Source organism: Bacillus sp. PSXD-155 (assembly GCF_049310765.1).
GTDB lineage: Bacteria > Bacillota > Bacilli > Bacillales > Bacillaceae_G > Bacillus_A > Bacillus_A cereus.
The window spans coordinates 41,610-61,937 of record NZ_JBMOWC010000016.1 but is presented as its reverse complement, the minus strand read 5'-3'; the positions used below and the strand labels follow the sequence as shown (position 1 = coordinate 61,937).

Below are 20,328 nucleotides of genomic sequence, written 5' to 3'. Positions count from 1 at the left end.
CTATAAGTTCATATAAAATGAACGTTTGGAGGAATAGAAAATGACTAACGATTTAATTCAACTAATCGATTCATTAATGGTCAATATTCCAGCTGGAGAGGTAGTATTAAGAGATGATCGAATAAAAAAAGAATGGCTAGTACAAATTCAACCATTTCTTCTTGCAAAGTATGCTGTAACAACGGAACTATATGATGCTATTACAAATAGTACATTAAATAATTTTGAAAATAATCATAAACCAGTTGTAAATATTTCATGGAACGATGCCATTGCGTTTTGTAATGTACTTTCAAAAAAAGCGGGATTAAAAGAATATTATTCTATTAGTGATGGTGGTCAAATTGTTAGATGTAAGTTAGATTCAAATGGCTACCGATTGCCATCTGAGGCAGAGTGGCAATATGCATGTAAAGCAGGTACAACCGGATATACATACGGGAAACTTCATGATATAGCATGGTATAATGAAAATTCAAATGGACATATTCATGACGTTGGCCAAAAGGAACCGAATGCATGGGGACTCTATGATATGTTAGGGAACGTTTGGGAATGGTGCTATGATTTGTATGATGAAAAAGTATACGGAACATACCGCATTTTTCGTGGAGGTAGTTGGGCTGAAGCAGCGAGAGGTTGCGGCGCTACTTGTCGTCGCCGAAGCCATCCTACATTTCATATAGAAGATCTCGGTTTTAGACTTGCTAGGTCAATTTAGCAGGAATATGATACGAAGGGGATCTATACTCTTGCCAACATAGGAATGATTTAACGTAAGGAGTGTTTATAATGGCGCGTGTTTTATTTATTAACGCTGGATCAGAAGGACATATAAATCCAACTTTGCCAGTTGTAGAAGAGTTGATTTCTCGCGGTGAAGAGGTCGTTTATTTTTCAATAGAAGCTTTTAGGGAACGAATTGAGAAGACAGGTGCTACTGTACGAACGATTGACGATCAAAAATTTATAAAAGCGTTTCTATCTGGAGGCAGAAATTATTTACAGGAAAGAATAAACGCTCTTCTACATACAGCAGATGTTGTTATACCTAGTGTTCTAGAACAAATTGAAGGTGAACATTTTGATTACATAATTCATGATTCTATGTTTGGCTGTGGGCACTTAATTGCTCAAATTCTTAAATTGCCATCCATAAATTCATGTACATCTTTTGCGCAGGATGAAAAATCTTTTGAGCAAATGTTAGGTCATCTGTCAAAAAATATCCCAGTAGAAATTCATGATAAAATACAGAATGATTTTCAAAACTTAACGAAGGGAATTGCTGAAAAATATGGTGTTGAAATAAAATCATCGTATGAAGTTTTCTGTAATCCTGCACCCCTTACTATTGTGTATACAATTAAGGAGTTCCAGCCTTTTGGTGATACGTTTGATGAAACATATAAATTTGTAGGACCATCTATCTCTGCACAAATGAAAAACAGAGACGTTTATTTTACTTCAATTGAAGAAAAAAGTCCGATTTATATTTCATTAGGTACTGTTTTTAATGAAGCGATTGACTTTTATAAACTGTGTATGAAGGCCTTTGAGAATAGTGAGCATACAATTGTTATGTCTATTGGTAATAAAACAAAAATAAGTGATCTAGGCGAAATCCCTAAAAACTTCATTGTGAAAAACTATGTACCCCAAACTGAGCTGCTTACATATACGAAACTATTTATTACACACGGCGGGATGAACAGTGCGCATGAAGGACTGTATAACGGGGTTCCGCTCGTTGTAATACCGCAAAGTGCAGATCAGCCAGTAGTCGCAAAGCAAGTGGAGAGTCTTGGAGCAGGAATAAAATTACAAATGCAAGGATTAACTGCGGATCAACTAAGTGAAAGTGTAGAAATGGTATTAAATAATCCGTCATTTAAAGAAGTTGCTTTGAATTTGAAGGAATCTTTCCAAAAATCAGGTGGATATAAGGAAGCTGTTGATGAAATTTTTATATTTGTAGGTCAGTGAAAAAAATGAAATTATACATTAGAAAAGCATCTAAATAGGATGCTTTTTATTTAACTTTATAATTCTTATTTTTAATATCTAGTATGGTTAAAACTAAGGCACTGAGAGATATAAGTATAAGAATAAAAGTTAACCAGTTAAATGTATTGTTAATTATGAAGTAAAGATGATAGATAAATATATTCAAATTGTATTTTAAAATGTTAGGACTTAGTTTTACATGTTAGTAATAATTTCACTATTTCTGCACAACTTCTGCACATACTCAGGTAATTTCTATGTCATGATATATTCATAAAGTGAAATATTTCACAAGAAAAATATAATTTCACTGCGGTGTATGCATAATTAACACATACATCGGTACAAGTTTGTCTCTTGTTATTCTTTTACATCAAAGCCCACATTCCACTACAAAGTATAACAAGAAGGAGACATGAGCATGAATAATCGATTTTTAAAACAACTACAAAATATGAAAATGAACAAAAAAAGTTTAGGAGCTGTAGCATTAACAGCTGGAATTATTAGTACGACACTTATTCCTCAAAATGCTTATGCGCACGGTTTTGTTGAAAAGCCCGGTAGCCGATCCGCTTTATGTAGTTCAACTTATGGTGCGCTAAATGTAAACTGTGGAAGTGTTATGTATGAACCACAAAGTTTAGAAGCTCCAAAAGGGTTCCCACAAAGTGGTCCAGTAGATGGACAAATTGCTTCAGCAGGCGGAAAATTTGGTGGTATTTTAGATCAACAAACAGCAAATCGTTGGTTTAAAAATACAATCACTGGTGGGGAAAATACATTTACTTGGAAGTATACTGCGCCTCACTTAACGAGTAAGTGGCATTACTATATTACTAAAAAAGGATGGAATCCAAATAAAGCGCTAACAAGAGCAGATTTTGAACCAATTGGAACTGTACAACATGATGGTTCTGCAGCTTCAAATAATTTAACTCATAAAATCAATGTACCTACTGATCGTAGTGGATATCATGTGATTTTAGCAGTATGGGATGTAGCTGATACAGCAAATGCATTCTATAATGTAATTGATGTTAATCTTATTAATGATGTGAAACCAGACATAGAAGCGCCAAGTATTCCAAATGGACTTCAGACGCAAAAAGTAACAGCAAATAGTGTAGAACTAACATGGAACGCTTCTACGGATAATGTAGGGGTAAAAGGATATCAAATCTTCCGTAACGGAGAGATGATTGATACAGTAATAGGCACTCATTTTATTGATAAGAAATTACAACCAAGCACAGAATACTCTTATACTGTAAAAGCAATTGACGCAGCTGGCAATGTATCGAAGGAAAGTACAGCGCTTACAGTAAAAACAACAGTTGAGATTCCTGATACAGAACCACCAACACAACCAAAAGGATTACATAGTATGGGAACGACAGCGTCAAGTGTGGATTTAATGTGGAGTCCATCTGACGATAATATTGGTGTAGACCATTACGATATTTATAGAGAAACAGAAGGATCAATGAAAAAGATTGCAACATCCAATACAACTTCTTATATGGATAAAAATCTGCTCGCTAATACTACTTATAAATATGTAGTAAAAGCTGTTGATGTAGCTGGAAATGAATCCGTACAGAGTGATATATTCACAATTACTACAAAAACCGAAAGCGCTTCATATGAAGCGTGGGATGCAAAAAAAGCATATAAAAAGGGAGATAGAGTTCTACACGAAGGAAAAGTATATGAAGCAGTCCAGAGTTATCAAGGAAATGGTGATCCGAACTGGATTTATGCATTATCATTATGGAAAACAGTGTAAGCTTTACCTAGATATGAACTAAGAGATGATGGGCTTTGATTTCAAAAGAGAATCTTGAGAATTCACTTTTCTATTAATAATAAAGGGTAGTGTATGAATACATAAGATTCATACACTACCCTTTTTATTATGATAACATTTTCGTCATAAGTATATGCGGAATGCCATCTTCCATAAATATATCAGAAGAAGTTTCATAACCTAATTTTTTATAAAATCCTTCAGCTTGTGTTTGCCCGTGTAGTTTCACTTTTGTAGCTTGTTCGTTACGAGCAATTTCTTCTAACGTTTGAATGATGACTTTACCTAATCCGTATGTACGATAATCTTTTAAAATGCAAATACGTTCTAATTTTCCGACGCCATCAACAAATCGTATACGCCCTGTACCTACAGGAAGCTCATTATAATAAACTAAAATATGTTTACATTGCTCTCCGATTTCATCGAATGTATCGAATTCATCTGCAAGAGGGACACCTTGTTCTTTTACAAATACTTCTTTTCGAATATGAAAGGCAGTTTCTAAATCAGTAAGTTCTGTTATAAGTTTGGATTGCAAAATGTTCAGTCCTTTCTAATGTAATCAGCTTGTGTTTTCATAGTATATCATAATAATGCGCTATAAAGAGAAGAACATACTAAAAAGCCAACTTTAAAAAGTTAGCTTTTATTACAATTCCTTTATCCCATTTTTAGCGCCGATAATTACTTTACTCGTCATACTTATAAACAACCCTGTTTCAACTACACCAGTAATCATTTTTAATTGAGTGTGTAAATGGGCAGGATTAGAAATATGATTAGGGAATATACAATCGATAATCATGTTATTGTTATCGGTTATATAGGTTTCATTATTTTTCAAACGTAATGTTGTTTGACATCCTAAAGACTGAATTTTATTTTCGGTTTGTTTCCATGAAAAAGGGATGATTTCAATAGGTAATGGAAAAGTACCTAAATGTGTTACAAGTTTCGATTCATCAGCAATGATAATTAGTTCTTTAGAGGAAGAGGCAACGATTTTTTCACGAAGTAATGCACCGCCACCGCCTTTTATAAGTTGTAAATTTGAATCAATTTCATCCGCTCCATCAATTGTAAGATCAAGACTTTGTACGTCGTTTAACGAAATTAGGGGGATATTTAGTTGATGTGCTAATGCTTCAGTTTCCTTTGATGTCGGTACAGCTTGAAATGATAATCCTTCTTTTACACGCTCACCTAATTTTTGTATTGTCCAATATACAGTAGAACCTGTACCAAGCCCAATCTTCATGCCATCATTTACAAAGTTAGCGGCATATTCGCCAGCGAGCTGTTTTAAATTCATCGCTTTACTCCGCCGGACGCGGTCCAGCATCAAGACCTGAATTTTCAACTGTAAGTACCGGACGAACGACTATATCTTTATGTACACGCATTTGACAAGATAATCGTAAATGATCTTCAATCCCTTTTTCCGTCATTGCATGTTTCTCATTCGCACTCGCTTCACAGAAATCACCTGCTAGTATTTCTACTCTACAAGTTGTGCAACGTGCATTCCCGCCGCAACGATGAAGAATGTTGACACCGCTATCTTCAATTGCTAATACTAACTTCGTTCCTTCTTTTACATCAAATGTTCCCGCACCTTCAATTGTTAATTTTGGCAAATTTGTTCCTCCTCACGTAAAATTGTACATAACATATTTATGACCGCGAATTATTGAACATAAACATTATTTTTTTATATCCCCGTAACTTTTTTTAATGTTGAATCGTTTATTAAGTAAGCGCTGAAAAGGAGTGGTTATTTTGTGCACAAAAGTAACTCATGTTTTAAAGAACCGTATCGATATGAATCATTCAAATATAAACTTTTTAATTGAACAATATGGAGAGTTAAAAAGATACTGTACTTTTTTAACGAAAAACAAATGGGATGGGGAAGATCTCGCCCAAGAAACAGTGTGTAAAGTGCTTCAAAAATATAGAAATAAAGATATTTGTATGACACTCGTCTATAAAATAGCAAGAAATCGTTGGTTAGATCAGATGAAGTCTAAGTCTGTTCATGAAAAAATAAGAGAACAAATCACTTTTGAAGAACCACATGAGAACATTGCAGATTTGCATGAAATGGTAGGGAAAGTATTGTCTTCATTAAATGTACAGCAATCCGCAATTTTATTATTAAAAGATGTTTTTCAATATAGTATCGCTGATATTGCTAAAGTGTGTTCTGTATCAGAAGGTGCAGTGAAAGCTTCTTTATTCCGGAGTAGAAATAGGCTGAAAACTGTAAGTGAAGAAGGGGTCGAGATAGTCGAATTCACAGATGATATGGAAGTTGTAGTAACGTCTATTCGAGAAGAGAGACCGGAATTATTAACGAAACTGCTTCCCTCAATAGATTTTACTAAGTTACCATCTAAACAGCCAGTCTTATTATTTAATGTGAAACAACCTTCTTCCTACAGTTGTATGCTTTGCGCAGCATAACAAGTATTGGAGGGATTTAAAATGAATGCAATTCCATATGTAGTAGAACAAACAAAATTAGGAGAACGTTCCTATGATATATATTCAAGGTTATTAAAAGACCGCATTATTATTATCGGTTCAGAAATTAATGATCAAGTAGCGAGTAGTGTCGTAGCTCAATTATTATTTTTAGAAGCAGAAGATGCAGAGAAAGATATATTCTTATACATCAATAGCCCCGGCGGTTCAACGACAGCAGGTTTTGCAATATTAGATACGATGAATTTAATTAAACCAGATGTGCAAACGCTGTGCATGGGCTTTGCGGCATCATTTGGTGCATTGCTATTATTATCTGGAGCAAAAGGAAAACGGTTTGCGCTCCCTAACAGTGAAATTATGATTCATCAGCCGCTTGGTGGTGCACAAGGGCAAGCAACAGAAATTGAAATAACTGCGAAAAGAATATTAAAGTTAAAGCATGATATTAATAAAATGATTGCAGAAAAAACAGGCCAACCGATTGAAAGAGTAGCACATGATACAGAAAGAGATTATTTTATGACTGCAGAAGAAGCGAAGGAATATGGGATTGTAGATGATGTTGTTACGAAAAAATAAGATGAAAAAGGCTAGAGGATATATTAATTCTCTAGCCTTTTTATTAATCCTTTACCCATTCATCAACTAATGCTTGATTTTTTTTAATCCATTTTCGCGCAGCTTCTTCAGGATCTTTTGTTTTATTTAACATGACCATTAAAGTACCGAGCTGTTCATCGTTCATTTTCCATTTATCAAAGTATTTTATAACATCTGGGTGATCTTTTTCGAAACCTTTACGAACGGAGTAATAAATGTCATCTTTTTCACCATATACTTTCTTAGGGTCTTTTAAATATTTCAAGTCAAATTCTGAAAAACCCCAATGCGGATTCCAAAGCGTAACAGCGATTGGTTTCTTTTTTGTATATGCTTTCTTTAGTTCACTCATCATCGCAGCTTCAGAGGATTGGACAAGTTTTAGTTTTATATCATATTCTTTCATTGCTTTATTCGTTAAATTCATAAGACTACTACCGGGTTCGATACCGACAATTTTATTATCTAGTTCATCTTTATGAGCATTTAAATCTTCGATACTGTTTATGTTTTTCATATAAGAAGGGACGACTAAACCTAGTCCAGTACCTTCGTACCATTTTGATTTTAAGACAATATCATCTTTATAACGATCGTTTAGCGGTTTATCTGTAACTGGTAGCCATACTTCTAAATTCGCATCAACATCGCCACGAGCAACACCAGTCCAAATTGCGGCTTTTTCTAAATACATGAGCTCAACTTTGTAGCCTTTTTCTTCTAATAAAACTTTCCACATGTTTGCAGTTGCAATATTTTCTTTCCAACTTGTTACACCAAGTTTAATTTTCCCTTTCGAATTTGCATTTGTTGCATTACATGAAGTGAAAATCATAGTAATAAATAATGCAAGGCATATAAACCAAATTTTCTTTCGCATTGAAAACCTCCTAAGTAACGTTTGCCTTATAAAATAAATGTATAAGTAAGCATTCTTATTATGAACGGAAACGAGAATTTTAAAGAAATCTTATGAATGTCATTTTTATGTAATATTTCTTTGTAAAATCGCAACACTATGTGAATAGATGGGTAGAAAAGGAGTAGTGACATGGATAATACAAAGGTGCGTGTTGAAAACGTAACAAAAGTATTCGGGAAACATCCGCAAAGAGCCCTTTCCTTATTAAAAGAAGGAAAAAGTAAATCGGAAATTTTAAAAGAGACAGGAATGAACGTTGGGGTGAAAAAAGCAACGTTTGAAGTATACTCTGGAGAAATTTTCGTTATTATGGGTTTGTCTGGTAGCGGGAAATCTACGCTAGTTCGTATGTTAAATCAATTGATTAAACCAACTGCAGGTCATATATACATAGATGGTGAAGACATCGCAACGATGGGAAAAGAAGAGTTACGAAGAGTAAGAAGAACGAAAATGAGTATGGTATTTCAGAAATTCGCTCTATTTCCGCATCGTACAGTTATACAAAATGTTGCATATGGGTTAGAAATACAAGGAGTTCCGGTTGAAGAGCGAGAGAAAAAAGCGTTAGAATCGCTACAGTTAGTAGGACTCGATCATCATAAAGATAATTATCCAAGTCAACTTAGTGGCGGTATGCAGCAGCGCGTTGGAATCGCAAGGGCGCTAACGAATAATCCAGATGTATTACTAATGGACGAGTCATTCAGTGCATTAGATCCACTTATTCGAAAAGAAATGCAAGATGAATTGTTAGAGTTGCAAGATAAAATGGAAAAAACGATTATATTTATTACGCATGATTTAGATGAAGCGCTTCGAATTGGAGATCGTATCGCATTAATGAAAGATGGAGAAATCGTTCAAATTGGAACGCCAGAAGAAATTATGATGAGCCCCGCTAATGAATTTGTAGAAAAGTTTGTTGCGGACGTGAATTTAGGAAAAGTAATTACGGCGGAGTCTATTTTAAAACGACCAGAAACTTTATTAATTGATCGTGGACCTCGTGTAGCCCTTCAAATTATGAGGAATGCTGGTGTTTCAACTGTATATGTTGTAAACAAAAAGTATGAGTTTTTAGGTATATTAACTGCGGATGATGCGAGTAAGGCAGTACAAAAACAGTGGCCGATTGCTGATTTATTACTTAATGATATTCCGCATGTGTATTTAGATACTTTACTGGAAGAGACGTATGCAAAAATGGCGGAGATGAAATATCCGTTACCAGTAATCGATGAGAAGAAAAGGCTAAGAGGAATTATTAAACGTGAAAGTGTCATTCAAGCTCTTGCAGGAAACATTGAGGAAGAGGTGAAAGACGATGAATAGTATACCGCGTATTCCGTTAGGGGAATGGGTCGACTCATTTGTTGTAAGTTTATATGAGCACTTTGAAGGCTTATTCCGAGGATTCTCTTATATTATTGGTGGATTCGTTGATTTACTCACTAATTTTTTAATAATAATTCCTGCCATATTGATGATTATTATCTTATGTTTCCTCATTTGGTACACAACGAGAAAACTATCTTTAGTCATTTTTACGCTTATTGGATTATTATTTATTTTGAATATTAACTACTGGGCACAAACGATGCAAACATTAGCACTCGTACTTACGTCAGTTATTATTTCAATTATTGTCGGAATTCCAATTGGTATATTAGCATCTCAAAATGAACGTTTCTCAAAATTTTTAAAACCAACATTAGATTTTATGCAAACAATGCCTGCATTCGTATACCTTATTCCAGCGATCACATTTTTCGGAGTAGGTGTAGTACCTGGAATTATTGCATCAGTAATCTTTGCAATGCCACCGACAATTCGTTTTACTGACTTAGGAATTAGACAAGTTCCAGAAGATTTAATTGAAGCAGCGAATGCATTTGGATCCACGGCATCACAAAAACTATTTAAAGTACAATTACCACTTGCAACCGGAACGATTATGGCTGGTGTGAACCAAAGTATTATGCTTTCATTATCGATGGTTGTAACAGCATCACTTGTAGGAGCTCCAGGACTTGGAGTTGATGTATATCGCTCGGTAACACAAGTTAATATCGGAATGGGATTTGAAGCTGGATTAGCTATCGTAGTAATCGCAATTATATTAGACCGAATTACACAAGGGTTCCATACGAAAAGAAAATAATGACCAAAAAACACACTTTTATACTACAAAGTGTGTTTTTTATTGCATCCAGTTTACATACGAACGATAACAGAACCTCCAGCTGGTGCACAAACTTGGTTTTGCTGTTGTTCCATGGATTTAATTAATTGATTATTTTCTTCAATTAATGAGATTAATTTAGCTAACTGACTTTCAAGACTTGCGATGCGCTGCATCATATATTGTGAATCATGATGCAATGTATTCCTTACAGGATGGGGGAATAAACATACTGTTGATTTATATTTGGATTCCAATGAGGATGCATTTGAATCGTTCCTCCTTCAATAAATTACGGATCTTTCTTATAGTAAATGCCTATATATATTTAATGGTTACTTGAAATTTTTTCATTATAAAAGGAGTATGTACAGAAAATGGAAAATATTATATATGAAGTTAAAGTGCATTTTTTGAAAAGATTCAAGCGAGATAGTGCGTATATTAATACATTTAAGTGAATGCATGTTGTTTAGGGAGAAATGATGGGAGGAGATGCAATTTTGGCTAAAAATAAAAAAAGAAATGATGCTTTGGCAATAGGTGTCGGTATAGGGGGTGTAATCGGTGTATTTCAAGGGCACTTTACAAATAATTTAGTAATCGGAATTGTGATTGGGATTATAATTGGGATTGCGTTTTTGAAGAAATAATGAGATGTAAATTCATTTCAAAAATTGTTGTATCAAAAGAATGAAAATTCGGAATACGAAACCTGTTTTTCCTTTTTTTGTGCTATTATATATGAAAAGGAAGGTGATGGATAATGTCAACAAACAATCAAATAGAACAAAACTGTTTCATTTGCGAAAAACATAAAGGAATTATTATAGTTCCAGGTGGAGCTATTTACGAAGATGAACTCGTTTACGTTGGACATGTCTACTGGGATAGTGAAGAAACATACCTAGGTTATGTAATGATAGATATAAAAAGACATGTACCTGGCCTTGCTGAACTAACAGATGAAGAAGCGAAAGCGTTCGGACTTATAACAAGTAGAGTAAGTAAAGCGCTAAAAGAAAGCGAAGGTGCAGAGCATATTTACACTTTTGTTTCAGGAAATGGTGTACCACATATGCATATGCACATTATTCCACGTTATCCAAATACACCAAAAGAATTTTGGTCACCAACCGAAGTAGCGAAATGGACTGGTGCACCATATGGTGATGAAGAGAAAATAAAAAAACTATGCGAAAGAATACGTAAGTATATGGTAAATGAGTATGCATACAACAAATAATACACAATATTCATGGGTTGGAAATATAGAAATGTGTTTAGGAGAAATTTCAGTTAAGCAATATGGTGATATTGTACTTGGTAAATATGGCGGGAATATAAGTGCTGGAGCGAAAAAGAATGAAGATGGTGCATTAGTTTGGTCAAATGGTGAATGGGAATTTGCAGCTATATTAGATGGACATAATAGTGCAGAAAGTGTTGATTTAGTAGTAAATACAATCGAAAAAGAATATGAAAATATAAGCGTAATTTTGAATGAACCAATTGATAAAGTATTTCAGTATGTTGAAAATCATATACTTACAATTTTTCAGTCATCTTCATTTAAGGAAAAGTGCAAAAGAATACAAGGTGAAACAGCTTGCTTACTATGTGTAAGAAAAGAAAATTATATATGGTGGCTTTCTATTGGTGATTGTTTAGTGTATGTATTTCATGAAGAGTTACATAAGTTAGGACAATATGCATTAAATCAACGTCATTTTTACGAATGGATTGGAAATGTAAACACATTTGATTTACCTGTTCCTTGTTATTCATCAGGTATTCGTGAATTACGTACTGCAAAGAACCGAATTGTAATGGTGACAGATGGAGTATTAGAATGCGGGGAACGCCGATATGAAACGCCAGTAAATCTGTATAATAATATGAATAGAAATAATAAAAAACTTGAAGAAAGTGTTCATCATGTATTAGAGCACGTTCATCATCAATTCGGACGCGATAGTGCGACTATAATTAGTTGGGACGTTGAAAATAAAGAGAGTGCTACGTATCCGAGTGATCAGCCGGAGAAAAGGTAAAGGAGGAGGCCTTTCTGTTTCTTTTGAAACTAATTGTCTTATTGTTATGGATTATAATTTTATTCTTTTTAGAAAAAATTGTGAGGAAGAAGTTAAATATACCGAGACAAACTGGATGGAATAGTAAATATGTCAGCCAATCACATAAATGGGGGCAATGGATTATCATTATTTCTTATGTAGTACTTATGATGATAGGTTCAATTTTGAATCCAATATACATGACTTATATACCAATTTTCTTTTTTATGACGTTGTACATTTTTCAAGGATATATGCAGTGGAAATATGATAGGAAAGCAAAAGAATATATTATTTCGTTTGGAATTGTTCCGTTACTAATAATTACAGGTTTTATTTTGAATGTATTCTATAATACGTATTGGTGATGAATGGTCATACAAATAAAGGGTGAGAAAATGATAAGACCACGTTTACGGGCTGAAGTAATGATTGTAAACGACGAACATTCAAAAGTACTAGTACAATGTGATGAGAATGAATCATTTTATCGTTTTCCAGGTGGCTCTATTGAATTTGGTGAAACGTCAAAAGAAGCAATAATTCGAGAGTTAATAGAAGAATACGATTTGAAAGTTGATGTTCAAGAGTTAGCAATTGTAAATGAACATATTTTTGAGTGGGGCAACGAAAATGGTCATCATTGTACATTGATACATTGGGGGACTGTTGAAAAAATCATTACAAATGAAATAAGGCATAAAGAGCATGAGGATATTATATTAATTTGGAAAAGTCTAGAGGAATTACAGGAGAAGCCGACATATCCTGAAGGCATCATAAGTTATTTAGAAGGGGATAACCGTAATATAGTCCAATTTATTTCAAGTAATTAAATGAAATAATAGGAGGGGTTAAAATAGGAGCTTCTACTTTTTGGATTATAACTATTGTTTTTTGTATAGCTGTCTATTTTCTCGATAAGTTTTCAAGAAAAAAATTGAATATGCCCACGGGTGGTTTTTGGGGATATAAGAAACATGTAAATAGTTTACATAAAAAATTGGAAATAGGACTACTTTTTATTTATTTAATAACTAGCTTTATATTTATCTTTAAATTTGAGAGTGTTAATATCGCTTATGTCATTTTTACTTATTTAGGTGGGACGTTAATCTTAAGAGCATTGATGGAATGGAAGTATGATAAAGAATCGAAAGAATATATATTTTCGGTAATTGGGGTATTCACGTTTATTTTTATGACTTCGATACTATTTTACTTCTTTCCACCTGCTGTATAATAAAAATTTGATAGTACAAATAATGAAATAACTAATAAACAAGAAACCATTTACTACTAAATGGTTTCTTGTTTATTTAAGCATTTATTTTAGTTAATATAGATGTAATGAAATTAGTTTTATCCTCTGCATACTTATGTTTATCAGTAGGATTAGCTTGTGAAAGTTGAATCTTTAACTGTTCATACTGCATGCGTGCAGTTTTATTGTCTATTAAGTAATCACGAAATTGTAATTGTTCTATTAAATATGTATTCCCTTGTTCATACATATGAATTTGATGAGTTCTTGGTTCACCTTTATTAAAATAGTATCTTTCGGGTAATACTTCTTTTCTATATTTATAGTTTAGTAGTTCTAACTTTTTAATACAATGTATACCGTCCGTATAATTTTCTAATTCAATTGCTATATCAATAATTGGCTTTGCACTTAAATATGGAATAGAAGTACTACCAATATGGTGTATCGCTAAAATATGTTCGCCAATTTGTTCCTCAATGATTTGTTTCTCTTTCATAAACTCAATTTCCCATTCTTCAGTCCACGGCACTAAAAACACTTTCCCATACGGTAAACCTAACATTTAATTAGCACCTCTTTCAAAATAGTTTATTACATCTTCTTAAAGCTTCTCAAAACAAGGTATTCCCACAATCTCCAAGGAAGAATCTTCTTCGTAAAGATCATAAATTTTACACCTTTTCCAATAGGATATCGTAAAGTAGTACGCTTTTTTTCAGCAATTTCAACGATTTTATTAGCAACATCTATCGGATTACCAAATGTATCACTACCGCTATTAATATGTTTTTGTATTTTATCCATATATTCTTTGTAAGGAGATGTTGTATCAGATTGGTTTTCAGCTAGTTGTTTACCAACCTCCCATATATTTGTGTTGTAAGAACCAGGTTCAATTAAAGCGACATCTATTCCGAAAGGTTTTAATTCTAAGCGAAGCGATTCACTCCAGCCTTCTAATGCATATTTTGAAGATACATAAGGAGATAAACCAGGGAATCCAACTTGGCCGCTAATGCTGCTTATATTAATGATTTTTCCACTTCTTTGTTTTCTCATATACGGTAAGACAAGCTGGGTAATTGATATAGCTCCAAATATGTTCGTTTCAAATTGTTTACGGTATTCCTCTACTGGAATTTCTTCTACAAAGCCCCCATTTGCATATCCTGCGTTATTTATAAGGAGATCTATTCTATTAATTTCTTTTAAAAACAATTGGAAATTATGTATAGAATTTTGATCTGTTACATCTAATTGTTGAACTTTTATATTGTGCTGTAAGTTAAGTTGAGTAACTTGGGATAGTAAGGTTCCTTGTTTTTCTAGGTTTCGCATTGTAGCGATAACTAAATAATCTTTTTTTGCGAGTTCGAGTGTAGTTAATAGTCCAAATCCACTTGAGGCTCCTGTAATTATTGCGATTTTTTTATTCATTTTCCGCCAGCTTTCTTTTTCTTTTATCATAACGAGTTATGATAAGAAAATCTATTATTCTTACATTTAGTATGAAATCAATTTGTATGTAAAAAAAGGGGATCATAGGGAATCAGCGTATATAGAGTAGTGTATATTAATATGATAATGAAATGAGGGAAGAAACATGGTCCATGTAAAAGCTGTATTAGCAGATCAGCTATTAGCGAATGCAAATGATCCCAGTTGGTATATGCCATTTTCAGATGCAGTTAAGGATTTATCTGAGAGGGAAGCTTTCTGGAAACCGAATGAAGAGAGTAATAGTATAGCTGAAATCGTACAACATTTACTGTATTGGAACTCTACGTGGCAAACTAGGTATAAAGAATCAAATGTGAATGCAGTACCCGCTATAGGAGATAATAACAAAAGTTTTATGCTCTCAGATAATCAAACTTTCGATGAATTACGGGAAAAACTACTAGAAAAACTGTTACAATGGCAAAATCTCATAAATGAAGAAAAGGTTGAAAGTGATGTAGTGGGATTTCCTGTTTCTGCAAAGTGGTGGGAAGTGCTAGCGAATGTAACAACTCATAATGCATATCATATTGGTCAAATTATTTACATCCGAAAATTACAGAAGAGCTTTGATAATGAATAAAGTAACAATTCTCTTATTAAGGGAACAAAAGTGGACAAAACGAGACAAACGTCTCATTTTGTCCACTTTTTTATTGTTAAAAGATAGAGAAAACCTATTAAAACAAGGATTCGAAATTGGCACAATACTTGCAATATAAAAGACGAACAAGAAAATAGGAGGGCTGGACATGTTAAAAACAACTGAAAGTAAAGGGAATGAAATTACGAAAGAACAAGCTCGTTGGATGTACGAAAAAATGTTAGAAATTCGTAAGTTTGAAGATAAGGTGCATGAATTGTTCGCGCAAGGCGTTTTGCCAGGTTTCGTTCATTTATACGCAGGTGAAGAAGCGGTAGCAGTTGGTGTATGTGCCCACTTAACGGATAGTGACAGTATTACAAGTACACATAGAGGTCATGGACATTGTATCGCAAAAGGTTGTGATTTAAATGGTATGATGGCTGAACTTTTCGGGAAAGCGACAGGATTATGTAAAGGTAAAGGCGGTTCCATGCATATTGCCGATTTAGATAAAGGAATGCTTGGTGCGAATGGCATTGTAGGCGGGGGTTTCCCACTTGCTTGCGGTTCAGCATTAACAGCTAAATATAAAGGAACAAAAGATGTAAGTGTTTGCTTCTTCGGTGACGGAGCAAATAATGAAGGAACATTCCATGAAGGGGTTAATTTAGCGGCGATTTGGAAGTTACCAGTTATTTTTATTGCAGAAAATAACGGTTACGGTGAAGCAACTACATTTGAATATGCTTCAAGTTGTGATTCTATCGCTGATCGCGCAAAAGCTTATAATATTCCAGGTGTTCAAGTAGATGGAAAAGATCTTCTAGCTGTATATAAAGCTGCTGCAGAAGCAGTGGAACGTGCACGTAATGGTGATGGTCCAACAATTATTGAATGTATGACATATCGTAATTATGGTCATTTCGAAGGTGAAGCACAAACATATAAAACATCAGAAGAAAAAGAAGAACATTTAAATGAAAAAGATGCAATTGTGAATTTCCGTAAGCATTTAATTCATGAAGGTTTATTAACGGAATCTGAACTTGTTGATATGGAAAAAGCAGTAGATGATGCAGTACAAAGATCCATTGAATTTAGTGAAAATAGTCCATACCCAGACGATGAAGAATTATTAAAAGATGTATACGTTTCTTACAAATAAGAGGAGGGTGAAAAATTATGACTAGAACAGTAAGTATGTCAACTGCAATTAATGAAGCGATGAAAATCTCAATGCGTCGTGATGAAAATGTAATTTTAATAGGTGAAGATGTTGCAGGCGGTGCACAAGTTGATCATCTGCAAGATGATGAAGCTTGGGGTGGTGTTCTTGGTGTTACGAAAGGACTTGTACAAGAGTTTGGCCGAAATCGTATATTGGATACACCAATTTCTGAAGCGGGTTATATGGGAGCTGCGATGGCAGCTGCTGCAACTGGATTACGTCCGATAGCTGAGTTAATGTTTAATGATTTTATCGGTAGTTGTCTTGATCAAGTATTAAACCAAGGTGCGAAATTCCGTTATATGTTTGGAGGTAAAGCAAAAGTACCCGTTACAGTACGTACGATGCATGGCGCTGGTTTTAGTGCAGCAGCTCAACATTCACAAAGTTTGTACGCATTATTTACGAGCATACCAGGTATTAAAGTTGTTGTTCCTTCCACACCGTATGATGCAAAAGGCTTATTATTAGCGGCAATTGAAGATGATGATCCAGTAATCTTCTTTGAGGATAAAACACTTTACAATATGAAAGGTGAAGTGCCAGAAGGATACTATACAATTCCATTAGGAAAAGCAGATATTAAACGGGAAGGTTCTGATGTAACAATTGTCGCAATCGGAAAGCAAGTTCATACAGCGCTTGCAGCTGCAAAGCAATTATCGAAAAAGGGGCTTGAAGTAGAAGTAATTGATCCACGATCTTTATCACCACTTGATGAAGATACTATTTTATCATCTGTTGAAAAAACAAATCGTCTTATCGTCATTGACGAAGCGAATCCTAGATGTAGTATCGCAACAGATATTGCGGCAATTGTAGCGGATAAAGGTTTTGATTTGTTAGATGCACCTATTAAACGAATTACAGCACCACATACACCTGTTCCGTTCTCACCACCACTTGAAAAGTTGTATTTGCCAACACCAGAAAAAGTAATTGAAACTGTATCAGAAATGATCGGAGACCAATCTTTATTACATGTGTAATAAAACGATGAGAAGGGAGAGAGAGACATGGCTGTAGAAGTTGTAATGCCGAAGTTAGGTATGGCGATGAAAGAAGGTATTATTACGAGCTGGAATATTAAAGCAGGCGATAATGTAGCAAAAGGAGAACTAATTGCTAGTATTAATTCAGAAAAAATTGAAACGGAAATTGAAGCGCCAGCTGATGGTACGGTACTTGATATAGCTGTAAGTGAAGATGAAGGAGTGCCGCCTGGTACTGTAATTTGCTACATCGGTAAACCGAATGAAAAGGTAGAAATGCAGGAAAGCACACATGTTGTAGAAGAAAAAACATCTAATATAGAAGTACAAAATGTACAAAATCAAGAAGCAAATGGGAAAGAAGTATCGAAGCAAAGAATTAAAATTTCACCTGTAGCGAAGAAAATTGTAAAGTCTGAAAATCTGGATATCAAGGCATTAGTTGGTACAGGTCCTGGCGGAAGGATTACAAAGGCAGATGTATTAAAAGCACTTGAGGTAAGAGTAAACGTTCCGGAAATATCTGAACGAGAAGAAAGTAAAGCGATTCCTGTTACTGGTATGCGTAAAGCAATCGCAAATCGTATGCACGCAAGCTTACAAAATAGCGCACAATTAACGTTAACGATGAAAGTAGATGTAACAGATTTAGTTGCTTTACATAAAGAAATAGCGGAAGTTGTACAAAAAAGATATGATAATAAATTAACTATTACGGATTTCGTCTCGCATGCTGTTGTATTAGCACTTGGAGAACATAAAGAAATGAACAGCGCTTATATAGATGATGCAATTCATCAATTTGAACATGTGCATTTAGGCATGGCAGTCGCATTAGAAAAAGGGTTAGTCGTTCCAGCTATTCGCTTTGCAAATAATTTATCTTTAGTAGAGTTGTCTAAAGAGATTAAGAATGTGGCACAAAAGGCACGAACAGGTAGCTTAAGTAGTGATGATATGCACGGAACGACATTTACAATTAGTAATTTAGGTAGCTTTGGTATTGAATATTTCACACCTGTATTAAATACACCTGAGACTGGCATTTTAGGTATTGGCGCAATTGAACATGTTCCTGTATATAAAGGGAAAAAATTAAAAAAAGGTAGTATGTTACCTTTAAGTTTAACATTCGATCATCGTGTACTAGACGGTGCACCAGCAGCTGCATTTTTACGCACAATTAAACATTATTTAGAAGAACCTATAACAATTCTTTTATAAAGAGAAGGTGAGAGAATGAGTAAATTAGTTGTTATTGGGGGCGGACCTGCTGGCTATGTAGCAGCAATTACCGCGGCTCAAAATGGCAAAGATGTCACTCTTATTGATGAAGCTGACCTTGGCGGAACGTGTTTAAATGTTGGTTGTATGCCTACGAAATCACTGTTAGAAAGTGCTGAAATACATGACATTGTGAGAAAAGCGAATGATTATGGAGTTACGCTTAATACAGGAAGTATATCAATTGATTGGGATCAAATACAGGCGAGAAAATCACAAATCGTAATGCAACTCGTCCAAGGAATACAATATTTAATGAAGAAAAATAAAATTAAAGTTGTAAAAGGAAAAGCGAAATTCGAAACGGATCATCGTGTGCGAGTTGTACAAGGAAATAAAGAAGAAGTAGTTGATGGAGAGAGCTTTATTATCGCATCTGGTTCCGAACCTACAGAATTACCATTCGCTCCGTTCGATGGAAAATGGATTTTAAATAGTAGCCATGCCATGTCTCTTGAGAGTGTACCATCGTCATTGTTAATCGTTGGCGGTGGTGTAATAGGATGCGAGTTTGCAAGCATTTATAGTAGACTTGGCACAAAAGTATCGATAGTTGAAATGGCACCGCAATTAATACCTGGTGAAGATGAAGATATCGCGAATACTTTAAGAGAGAAATTAGAAAAAGATGGGGTGAAAATTTTTACGGGAGCAGTTTTAAAAGGTTTAAATAACTATAAGAAGCAAGCTTCATTTGAATACGAGGGAATTACTCACGAAGTAACTCCAGAATTTGTTCTTGTTTCTGTAGGAAGAAAACCACGAGTGCAACAATTAGGATTAGAAAAGGCAGGGGTTCAGTTTTCAAATAAAGGGATTGCTGTGAATGAACATATGCAAACGAACGTATCGCATATTTACGCAGCTGGTGATGTGATTGGTGGAATTCAGCTTGCTCACGTTGCCTTCCATGAAGGAACGACAGCAGCATTACACGCAAGCGGAGAAGACGTGAAAGTAAATTATCACGCTGTGCCCCGTTGTATATACACAGCTCCAGAAATAGCTAGTGTCGGGTTAAGTGAAAAAGGTGCAAGAGAACAATATGGTGATATTCTCATCGGAGAATTTCCTTTTACAGCGAACGGAAAAGCTCTTATTTTAGGAGAACAAGTAGGTAAAGTAAAAGTCATTGTAGAACCTAAATACCAAGAAATTGTAGGGATTTCTATTATCGGTCCTCATGCAACTGAACTTATTGGTCAAGGAACCGTAATGATTCATACAGAAGTTACCGCTGATATAATGAGAGATTATATTGCAGCACACCCTACTTTATCAGAAGCAATTCATGAAGCGTTAATGCAAGCGGTAGGACATGCTGTACATGCTTAAATGGAAATATAATAAACCACTATTCTCTAAACAAATAAGAGAAT

The 20,328-nt window shown here is 34.5% G+C and carries 25 protein-coding genes and 1 pseudogene; 19 read left to right on the top strand and 7 right to left on the bottom strand.

Going from position 1 to position 20,328, the window contains the following annotated elements:
• The first annotated feature begins 40 nt into the window (after positions 1-40).
• The 3 genes from ACO6VI_RS18405 to ACO6VI_RS18395 all read left to right on the top strand — a co-directional run bounded on the left by ACO6VI_RS18405 (position 41) and on the right by ACO6VI_RS18395 (position 3,796).
• The gene (locus ACO6VI_RS18405) at positions 41-721 is read left to right on the top strand and encodes a formylglycine-generating enzyme family protein (protein WP_063547515.1); all 681 of its coding nucleotides are present in this window, start codon (positions 41-43) and stop codon (positions 719-721) included.
• A 71-nt stretch (positions 722-792) separates the two neighbouring features.
• On the top strand, positions 793-1,986 hold the full coding sequence (locus tag ACO6VI_RS18400; RefSeq protein WP_063547513.1) for a macrolide family glycosyltransferase: 1,194 nt from the start codon (positions 793-795) through the stop codon (positions 1,984-1,986).
• Positions 1,987-2,428: 442 nt separating this feature from the next.
• A complete protein-coding gene (locus ACO6VI_RS18395) occupies positions 2,429-3,796 on the top strand; it encodes a lytic polysaccharide monooxygenase (protein WP_088020228.1) in 1,368 nt (455 codons plus the stop codon).
• Between the two features lie 127 nt (positions 3,797-3,923).
• Here ACO6VI_RS18395 and ACO6VI_RS18390 read toward each other — a convergent pair whose 3' ends face one another.
• The 3 genes from ACO6VI_RS18390 to ACO6VI_RS18380 form a co-directional block, all read right to left on the bottom strand.
• A complete protein-coding gene (locus ACO6VI_RS18390) occupies positions 3,924-4,358 on the bottom strand; it encodes a GNAT family N-acetyltransferase (protein ID WP_043935622.1) in 435 nt (144 codons plus the stop codon).
• A gap of 111 nt (positions 4,359-4,469) precedes the next feature.
• Positions 4,470-5,132 carry a ribose 5-phosphate isomerase A gene (rpiA, locus tag ACO6VI_RS18385; RefSeq protein ID WP_001049982.1) on the bottom strand — a complete coding sequence of 221 codons (663 nt, stop codon included), beginning with the start codon at positions 5,130-5,132 and terminating at the stop codon, positions 4,470-4,472.
• Between the two features lie 4 nt (positions 5,133-5,136).
• On the bottom strand, positions 5,137-5,457 hold the full coding sequence (locus ACO6VI_RS18380; RefSeq protein ID WP_001125388.1) for a 2Fe-2S iron-sulfur cluster-binding protein: 321 nt from the start codon (positions 5,455-5,457) through the stop codon (positions 5,137-5,139).
• 142 nt (positions 5,458-5,599) lie between these two features.
• On the opposite strand from ACO6VI_RS18380, the gene ACO6VI_RS18375 reads away from it, so the two are divergent.
• Entirely contained in the window at positions 5,600-6,286 is a 687-nt protein-coding gene (locus tag ACO6VI_RS18375; RefSeq protein ID WP_000337521.1) for an RNA polymerase subunit sigma-70, read from the top strand.
• A gap of 21 nt (positions 6,287-6,307) precedes the next feature.
• Positions 6,308-6,889 carry an ATP-dependent Clp endopeptidase proteolytic subunit ClpP gene (gene clpP, locus ACO6VI_RS18370; RefSeq protein WP_000991612.1) on the top strand — a complete coding sequence of 194 codons (582 nt, stop codon included), beginning with the start codon at positions 6,308-6,310 and terminating at the stop codon, positions 6,887-6,889.
• Between the two features lie 43 nt (positions 6,890-6,932).
• Here the strand turns inward: clpP and ACO6VI_RS18365 are convergent, their stop codons facing one another.
• On the bottom strand, positions 6,933-7,790 hold the full coding sequence (locus ACO6VI_RS18365) for a glycine betaine ABC transporter substrate-binding protein (RefSeq protein WP_001227615.1): 858 nt from the start codon (positions 7,788-7,790) through the stop codon (positions 6,933-6,935).
• A 171-nt stretch (positions 7,791-7,961) separates the two neighbouring features.
• On the opposite strand from ACO6VI_RS18365, the gene ACO6VI_RS18360 reads away from it, so the two are divergent.
• Both ACO6VI_RS18360 and ACO6VI_RS18355 read left to right on the top strand, forming a co-directional pair.
• Positions 7,962-9,167 carry a quaternary amine ABC transporter ATP-binding protein gene (locus tag ACO6VI_RS18360; RefSeq protein WP_000370606.1) on the top strand — a complete coding sequence of 402 codons (1,206 nt, stop codon included), beginning with the start codon at positions 7,962-7,964 and terminating at the stop codon, positions 9,165-9,167.
• Complete coding sequence (locus tag ACO6VI_RS18355) at positions 9,160-9,996, top strand: ABC transporter permease (RefSeq protein WP_001084773.1); 837 nt, start codon at positions 9,160-9,162, stop codon at positions 9,994-9,996. Before ACO6VI_RS18360 ends, ACO6VI_RS18355 begins: the two co-directional genes overlap by 8 nt.
• A gap of 53 nt (positions 9,997-10,049) precedes the next feature.
• Here ACO6VI_RS18355 and ACO6VI_RS18350 read toward each other — a convergent pair.
• Positions 10,050-10,285, bottom strand: a pseudogene (locus ACO6VI_RS18350) (hypothetical protein).
• 217 nt (positions 10,286-10,502) lie between these two features.
• Between ACO6VI_RS18350 and ACO6VI_RS18345 the strand changes: the two are divergent.
• The 6 genes from ACO6VI_RS18345 to ACO6VI_RS18320 all read left to right on the top strand — a co-directional run bounded on the left by ACO6VI_RS18345 (position 10,503) and on the right by ACO6VI_RS18320 (position 13,335).
• A complete protein-coding gene (locus ACO6VI_RS18345; RefSeq protein ID WP_140157184.1) occupies positions 10,503-10,670 on the top strand; it encodes a septum formation initiator in 168 nt (55 codons plus the stop codon).
• A 113-nt stretch (positions 10,671-10,783) separates the two neighbouring features.
• Entirely contained in the window at positions 10,784-11,263 is a 480-nt protein-coding gene (locus ACO6VI_RS18340) for an HIT family protein (protein ID WP_023522158.1), read from the top strand.
• Positions 11,247-12,071: a PP2C family serine/threonine-protein phosphatase gene (locus tag ACO6VI_RS18335; RefSeq protein ID WP_422423788.1), complete on the top strand. Its 825-nt coding sequence runs from the start codon at positions 11,247-11,249 to the stop codon at positions 12,069-12,071. Before ACO6VI_RS18340 ends, ACO6VI_RS18335 begins: the two co-directional genes overlap by 17 nt.
• Before the next feature lie 23 nt (positions 12,072-12,094).
• A complete protein-coding gene (locus tag ACO6VI_RS18330) occupies positions 12,095-12,460 on the top strand; it encodes a DUF4181 domain-containing protein (protein ID WP_000767735.1) in 366 nt (121 codons plus the stop codon).
• Positions 12,461-12,490: 30 nt separating this feature from the next.
• Positions 12,491-12,928, top strand: a complete 438-nt coding sequence (locus ACO6VI_RS18325; protein WP_000620919.1) for an NUDIX domain-containing protein — start codon at positions 12,491-12,493, stop codon at positions 12,926-12,928.
• 23 nt (positions 12,929-12,951) lie between these two features.
• Complete coding sequence (locus ACO6VI_RS18320; protein ID WP_063547511.1) at positions 12,952-13,335, top strand: DUF4181 domain-containing protein; 384 nt, start codon at positions 12,952-12,954, stop codon at positions 13,333-13,335.
• A 76-nt stretch (positions 13,336-13,411) separates the two neighbouring features.
• On the opposite strand, the gene ACO6VI_RS18315 is transcribed toward ACO6VI_RS18320, so the two are convergent.
• Complete coding sequence (locus tag ACO6VI_RS18315; RefSeq protein WP_000901208.1) at positions 13,412-13,921, bottom strand: GrpB family protein; 510 nt, start codon at positions 13,919-13,921, stop codon at positions 13,412-13,414.
• Between the two features lie 29 nt (positions 13,922-13,950).
• Entirely contained in the window at positions 13,951-14,796 is an 846-nt protein-coding gene (locus tag ACO6VI_RS18310; RefSeq protein ID WP_063547508.1) for an oxidoreductase, read from the bottom strand.
• A gap of 166 nt (positions 14,797-14,962) precedes the next feature.
• Between ACO6VI_RS18310 and ACO6VI_RS18305 the strand changes: the two genes are divergently transcribed.
• From ACO6VI_RS18305 to lpdA, 6 genes are read left to right on the top strand one after another with little or no spacing between them, the layout of a single operon-like run.
• Positions 14,963-15,442: a DinB family protein gene (locus tag ACO6VI_RS18305; RefSeq protein WP_000233778.1), complete on the top strand. Its 480-nt coding sequence runs from the start codon at positions 14,963-14,965 to the stop codon at positions 15,440-15,442.
• Positions 15,435-15,581: a hypothetical protein gene (locus tag ACO6VI_RS18300; protein ID WP_162900592.1), complete on the top strand. Its 147-nt coding sequence runs from the start codon at positions 15,435-15,437 to the stop codon at positions 15,579-15,581. The genes ACO6VI_RS18305 and ACO6VI_RS18300 overlap by 8 nt, the downstream gene beginning before the upstream one ends.
• 30 nt (positions 15,582-15,611) lie before the next feature.
• Entirely contained in the window at positions 15,612-16,610 is a 999-nt protein-coding gene (gene acoA / locus ACO6VI_RS18295) for an acetoin:2,6-dichlorophenolindophenol oxidoreductase subunit alpha (RefSeq protein WP_000921275.1), read from the top strand.
• A 17-nt stretch (positions 16,611-16,627) separates the two neighbouring features.
• Positions 16,628-17,662, top strand: a complete 1,035-nt coding sequence (acoB, locus tag ACO6VI_RS18290) for an acetoin:2,6-dichlorophenolindophenol oxidoreductase subunit beta (RefSeq protein WP_000198898.1) — start codon at positions 16,628-16,630, stop codon at positions 17,660-17,662.
• A 27-nt stretch (positions 17,663-17,689) separates the two neighbouring features.
• On the top strand, positions 17,690-18,889 hold the full coding sequence (locus ACO6VI_RS18285) for a dihydrolipoamide acetyltransferase family protein (RefSeq protein WP_422423784.1): 1,200 nt from the start codon (positions 17,690-17,692) through the stop codon (positions 18,887-18,889).
• Positions 18,890-18,904: 15 nt separating this feature from the next.
• A complete protein-coding gene (gene lpdA, locus ACO6VI_RS18280; protein ID WP_063547504.1) occupies positions 18,905-20,284 on the top strand; it encodes a dihydrolipoyl dehydrogenase in 1,380 nt (459 codons plus the stop codon).
• Positions 20,285-20,328 lie beyond the last annotated feature (44 nt).

What these genes read in the sequence shown, in the direction of transcription:
- ACO6VI_RS18345 (WP_140157184.1), top strand. Translation starts at nt 10,503, where the DNA reads ATGGGAGGAGATGCAATTTTGGCTAAAAATAAAAAAAGAAATGATGCT.
- ACO6VI_RS18300 (WP_162900592.1), top strand. Translation starts at nt 15,435, where the DNA reads ATGAATAAAGTAACAATTCTCTTATTAAGGGAACAAAAGTGGACAAAA.
- acoA (WP_000921275.1), top strand. Translation starts at nt 15,612, where the DNA reads ATGTTAAAAACAACTGAAAGTAAAGGGAATGAAATTACGAAAGAACAA.
- ACO6VI_RS18285 (WP_422423784.1), top strand. Translation starts at nt 17,690, where the DNA reads ATGGCTGTAGAAGTTGTAATGCCGAAGTTAGGTATGGCGATGAAAGAA.
- ACO6VI_RS18315 (WP_000901208.1), bottom strand. Translation starts at nt 13,921, where the DNA reads ATGTTAGGTTTACCGTATGGGAAAGTGTTTTTAGTGCCGTGGACTGAA.
- acoB (WP_000198898.1), top strand. Translation starts at nt 16,628, where the DNA reads ATGACTAGAACAGTAAGTATGTCAACTGCAATTAATGAAGCGATGAAA.
- ACO6VI_RS18365 (WP_001227615.1), bottom strand. Translation starts at nt 7,790, where the DNA reads ATGCGAAAGAAAATTTGGTTTATATGCCTTGCATTATTTATTACTATG.
- rpiA (WP_001049982.1), bottom strand. Translation starts at nt 5,132, where the DNA reads ATGAATTTAAAACAGCTCGCTGGCGAATATGCCGCTAACTTTGTAAAT.
- ACO6VI_RS18340 (WP_023522158.1), top strand. Translation starts at nt 10,784, where the DNA reads ATGTCAACAAACAATCAAATAGAACAAAACTGTTTCATTTGCGAAAAA.
- ACO6VI_RS18335 (WP_422423788.1), top strand. Translation starts at nt 11,247, where the DNA reads ATGCATACAACAAATAATACACAATATTCATGGGTTGGAAATATAGAA.
- ACO6VI_RS18305 (WP_000233778.1), top strand. Translation starts at nt 14,963, where the DNA reads ATGGTCCATGTAAAAGCTGTATTAGCAGATCAGCTATTAGCGAATGCA.
- ACO6VI_RS18325 (WP_000620919.1), top strand. Translation starts at nt 12,491, where the DNA reads ATGATAAGACCACGTTTACGGGCTGAAGTAATGATTGTAAACGACGAA.
- ACO6VI_RS18355 (WP_001084773.1), top strand. Translation starts at nt 9,160, where the DNA reads ATGAATAGTATACCGCGTATTCCGTTAGGGGAATGGGTCGACTCATTT.
- clpP (WP_000991612.1), top strand. Translation starts at nt 6,308, where the DNA reads ATGAATGCAATTCCATATGTAGTAGAACAAACAAAATTAGGAGAACGT.
- ACO6VI_RS18360 (WP_000370606.1), top strand. Translation starts at nt 7,962, where the DNA reads ATGGATAATACAAAGGTGCGTGTTGAAAACGTAACAAAAGTATTCGGG.
- ACO6VI_RS18405 (WP_063547515.1), top strand. Translation starts at nt 41, where the DNA reads ATGACTAACGATTTAATTCAACTAATCGATTCATTAATGGTCAATATT.
- ACO6VI_RS18395 (WP_088020228.1), top strand. Translation starts at nt 2,429, where the DNA reads ATGAATAATCGATTTTTAAAACAACTACAAAATATGAAAATGAACAAA.
- ACO6VI_RS18400 (WP_063547513.1), top strand. Translation starts at nt 793, where the DNA reads ATGGCGCGTGTTTTATTTATTAACGCTGGATCAGAAGGACATATAAAT.
- lpdA (WP_063547504.1), top strand. Translation starts at nt 18,905, where the DNA reads ATGAGTAAATTAGTTGTTATTGGGGGCGGACCTGCTGGCTATGTAGCA.
- ACO6VI_RS18310 (WP_063547508.1), bottom strand. Translation starts at nt 14,796, where the DNA reads ATGAATAAAAAAATCGCAATAATTACAGGAGCCTCAAGTGGATTTGGA.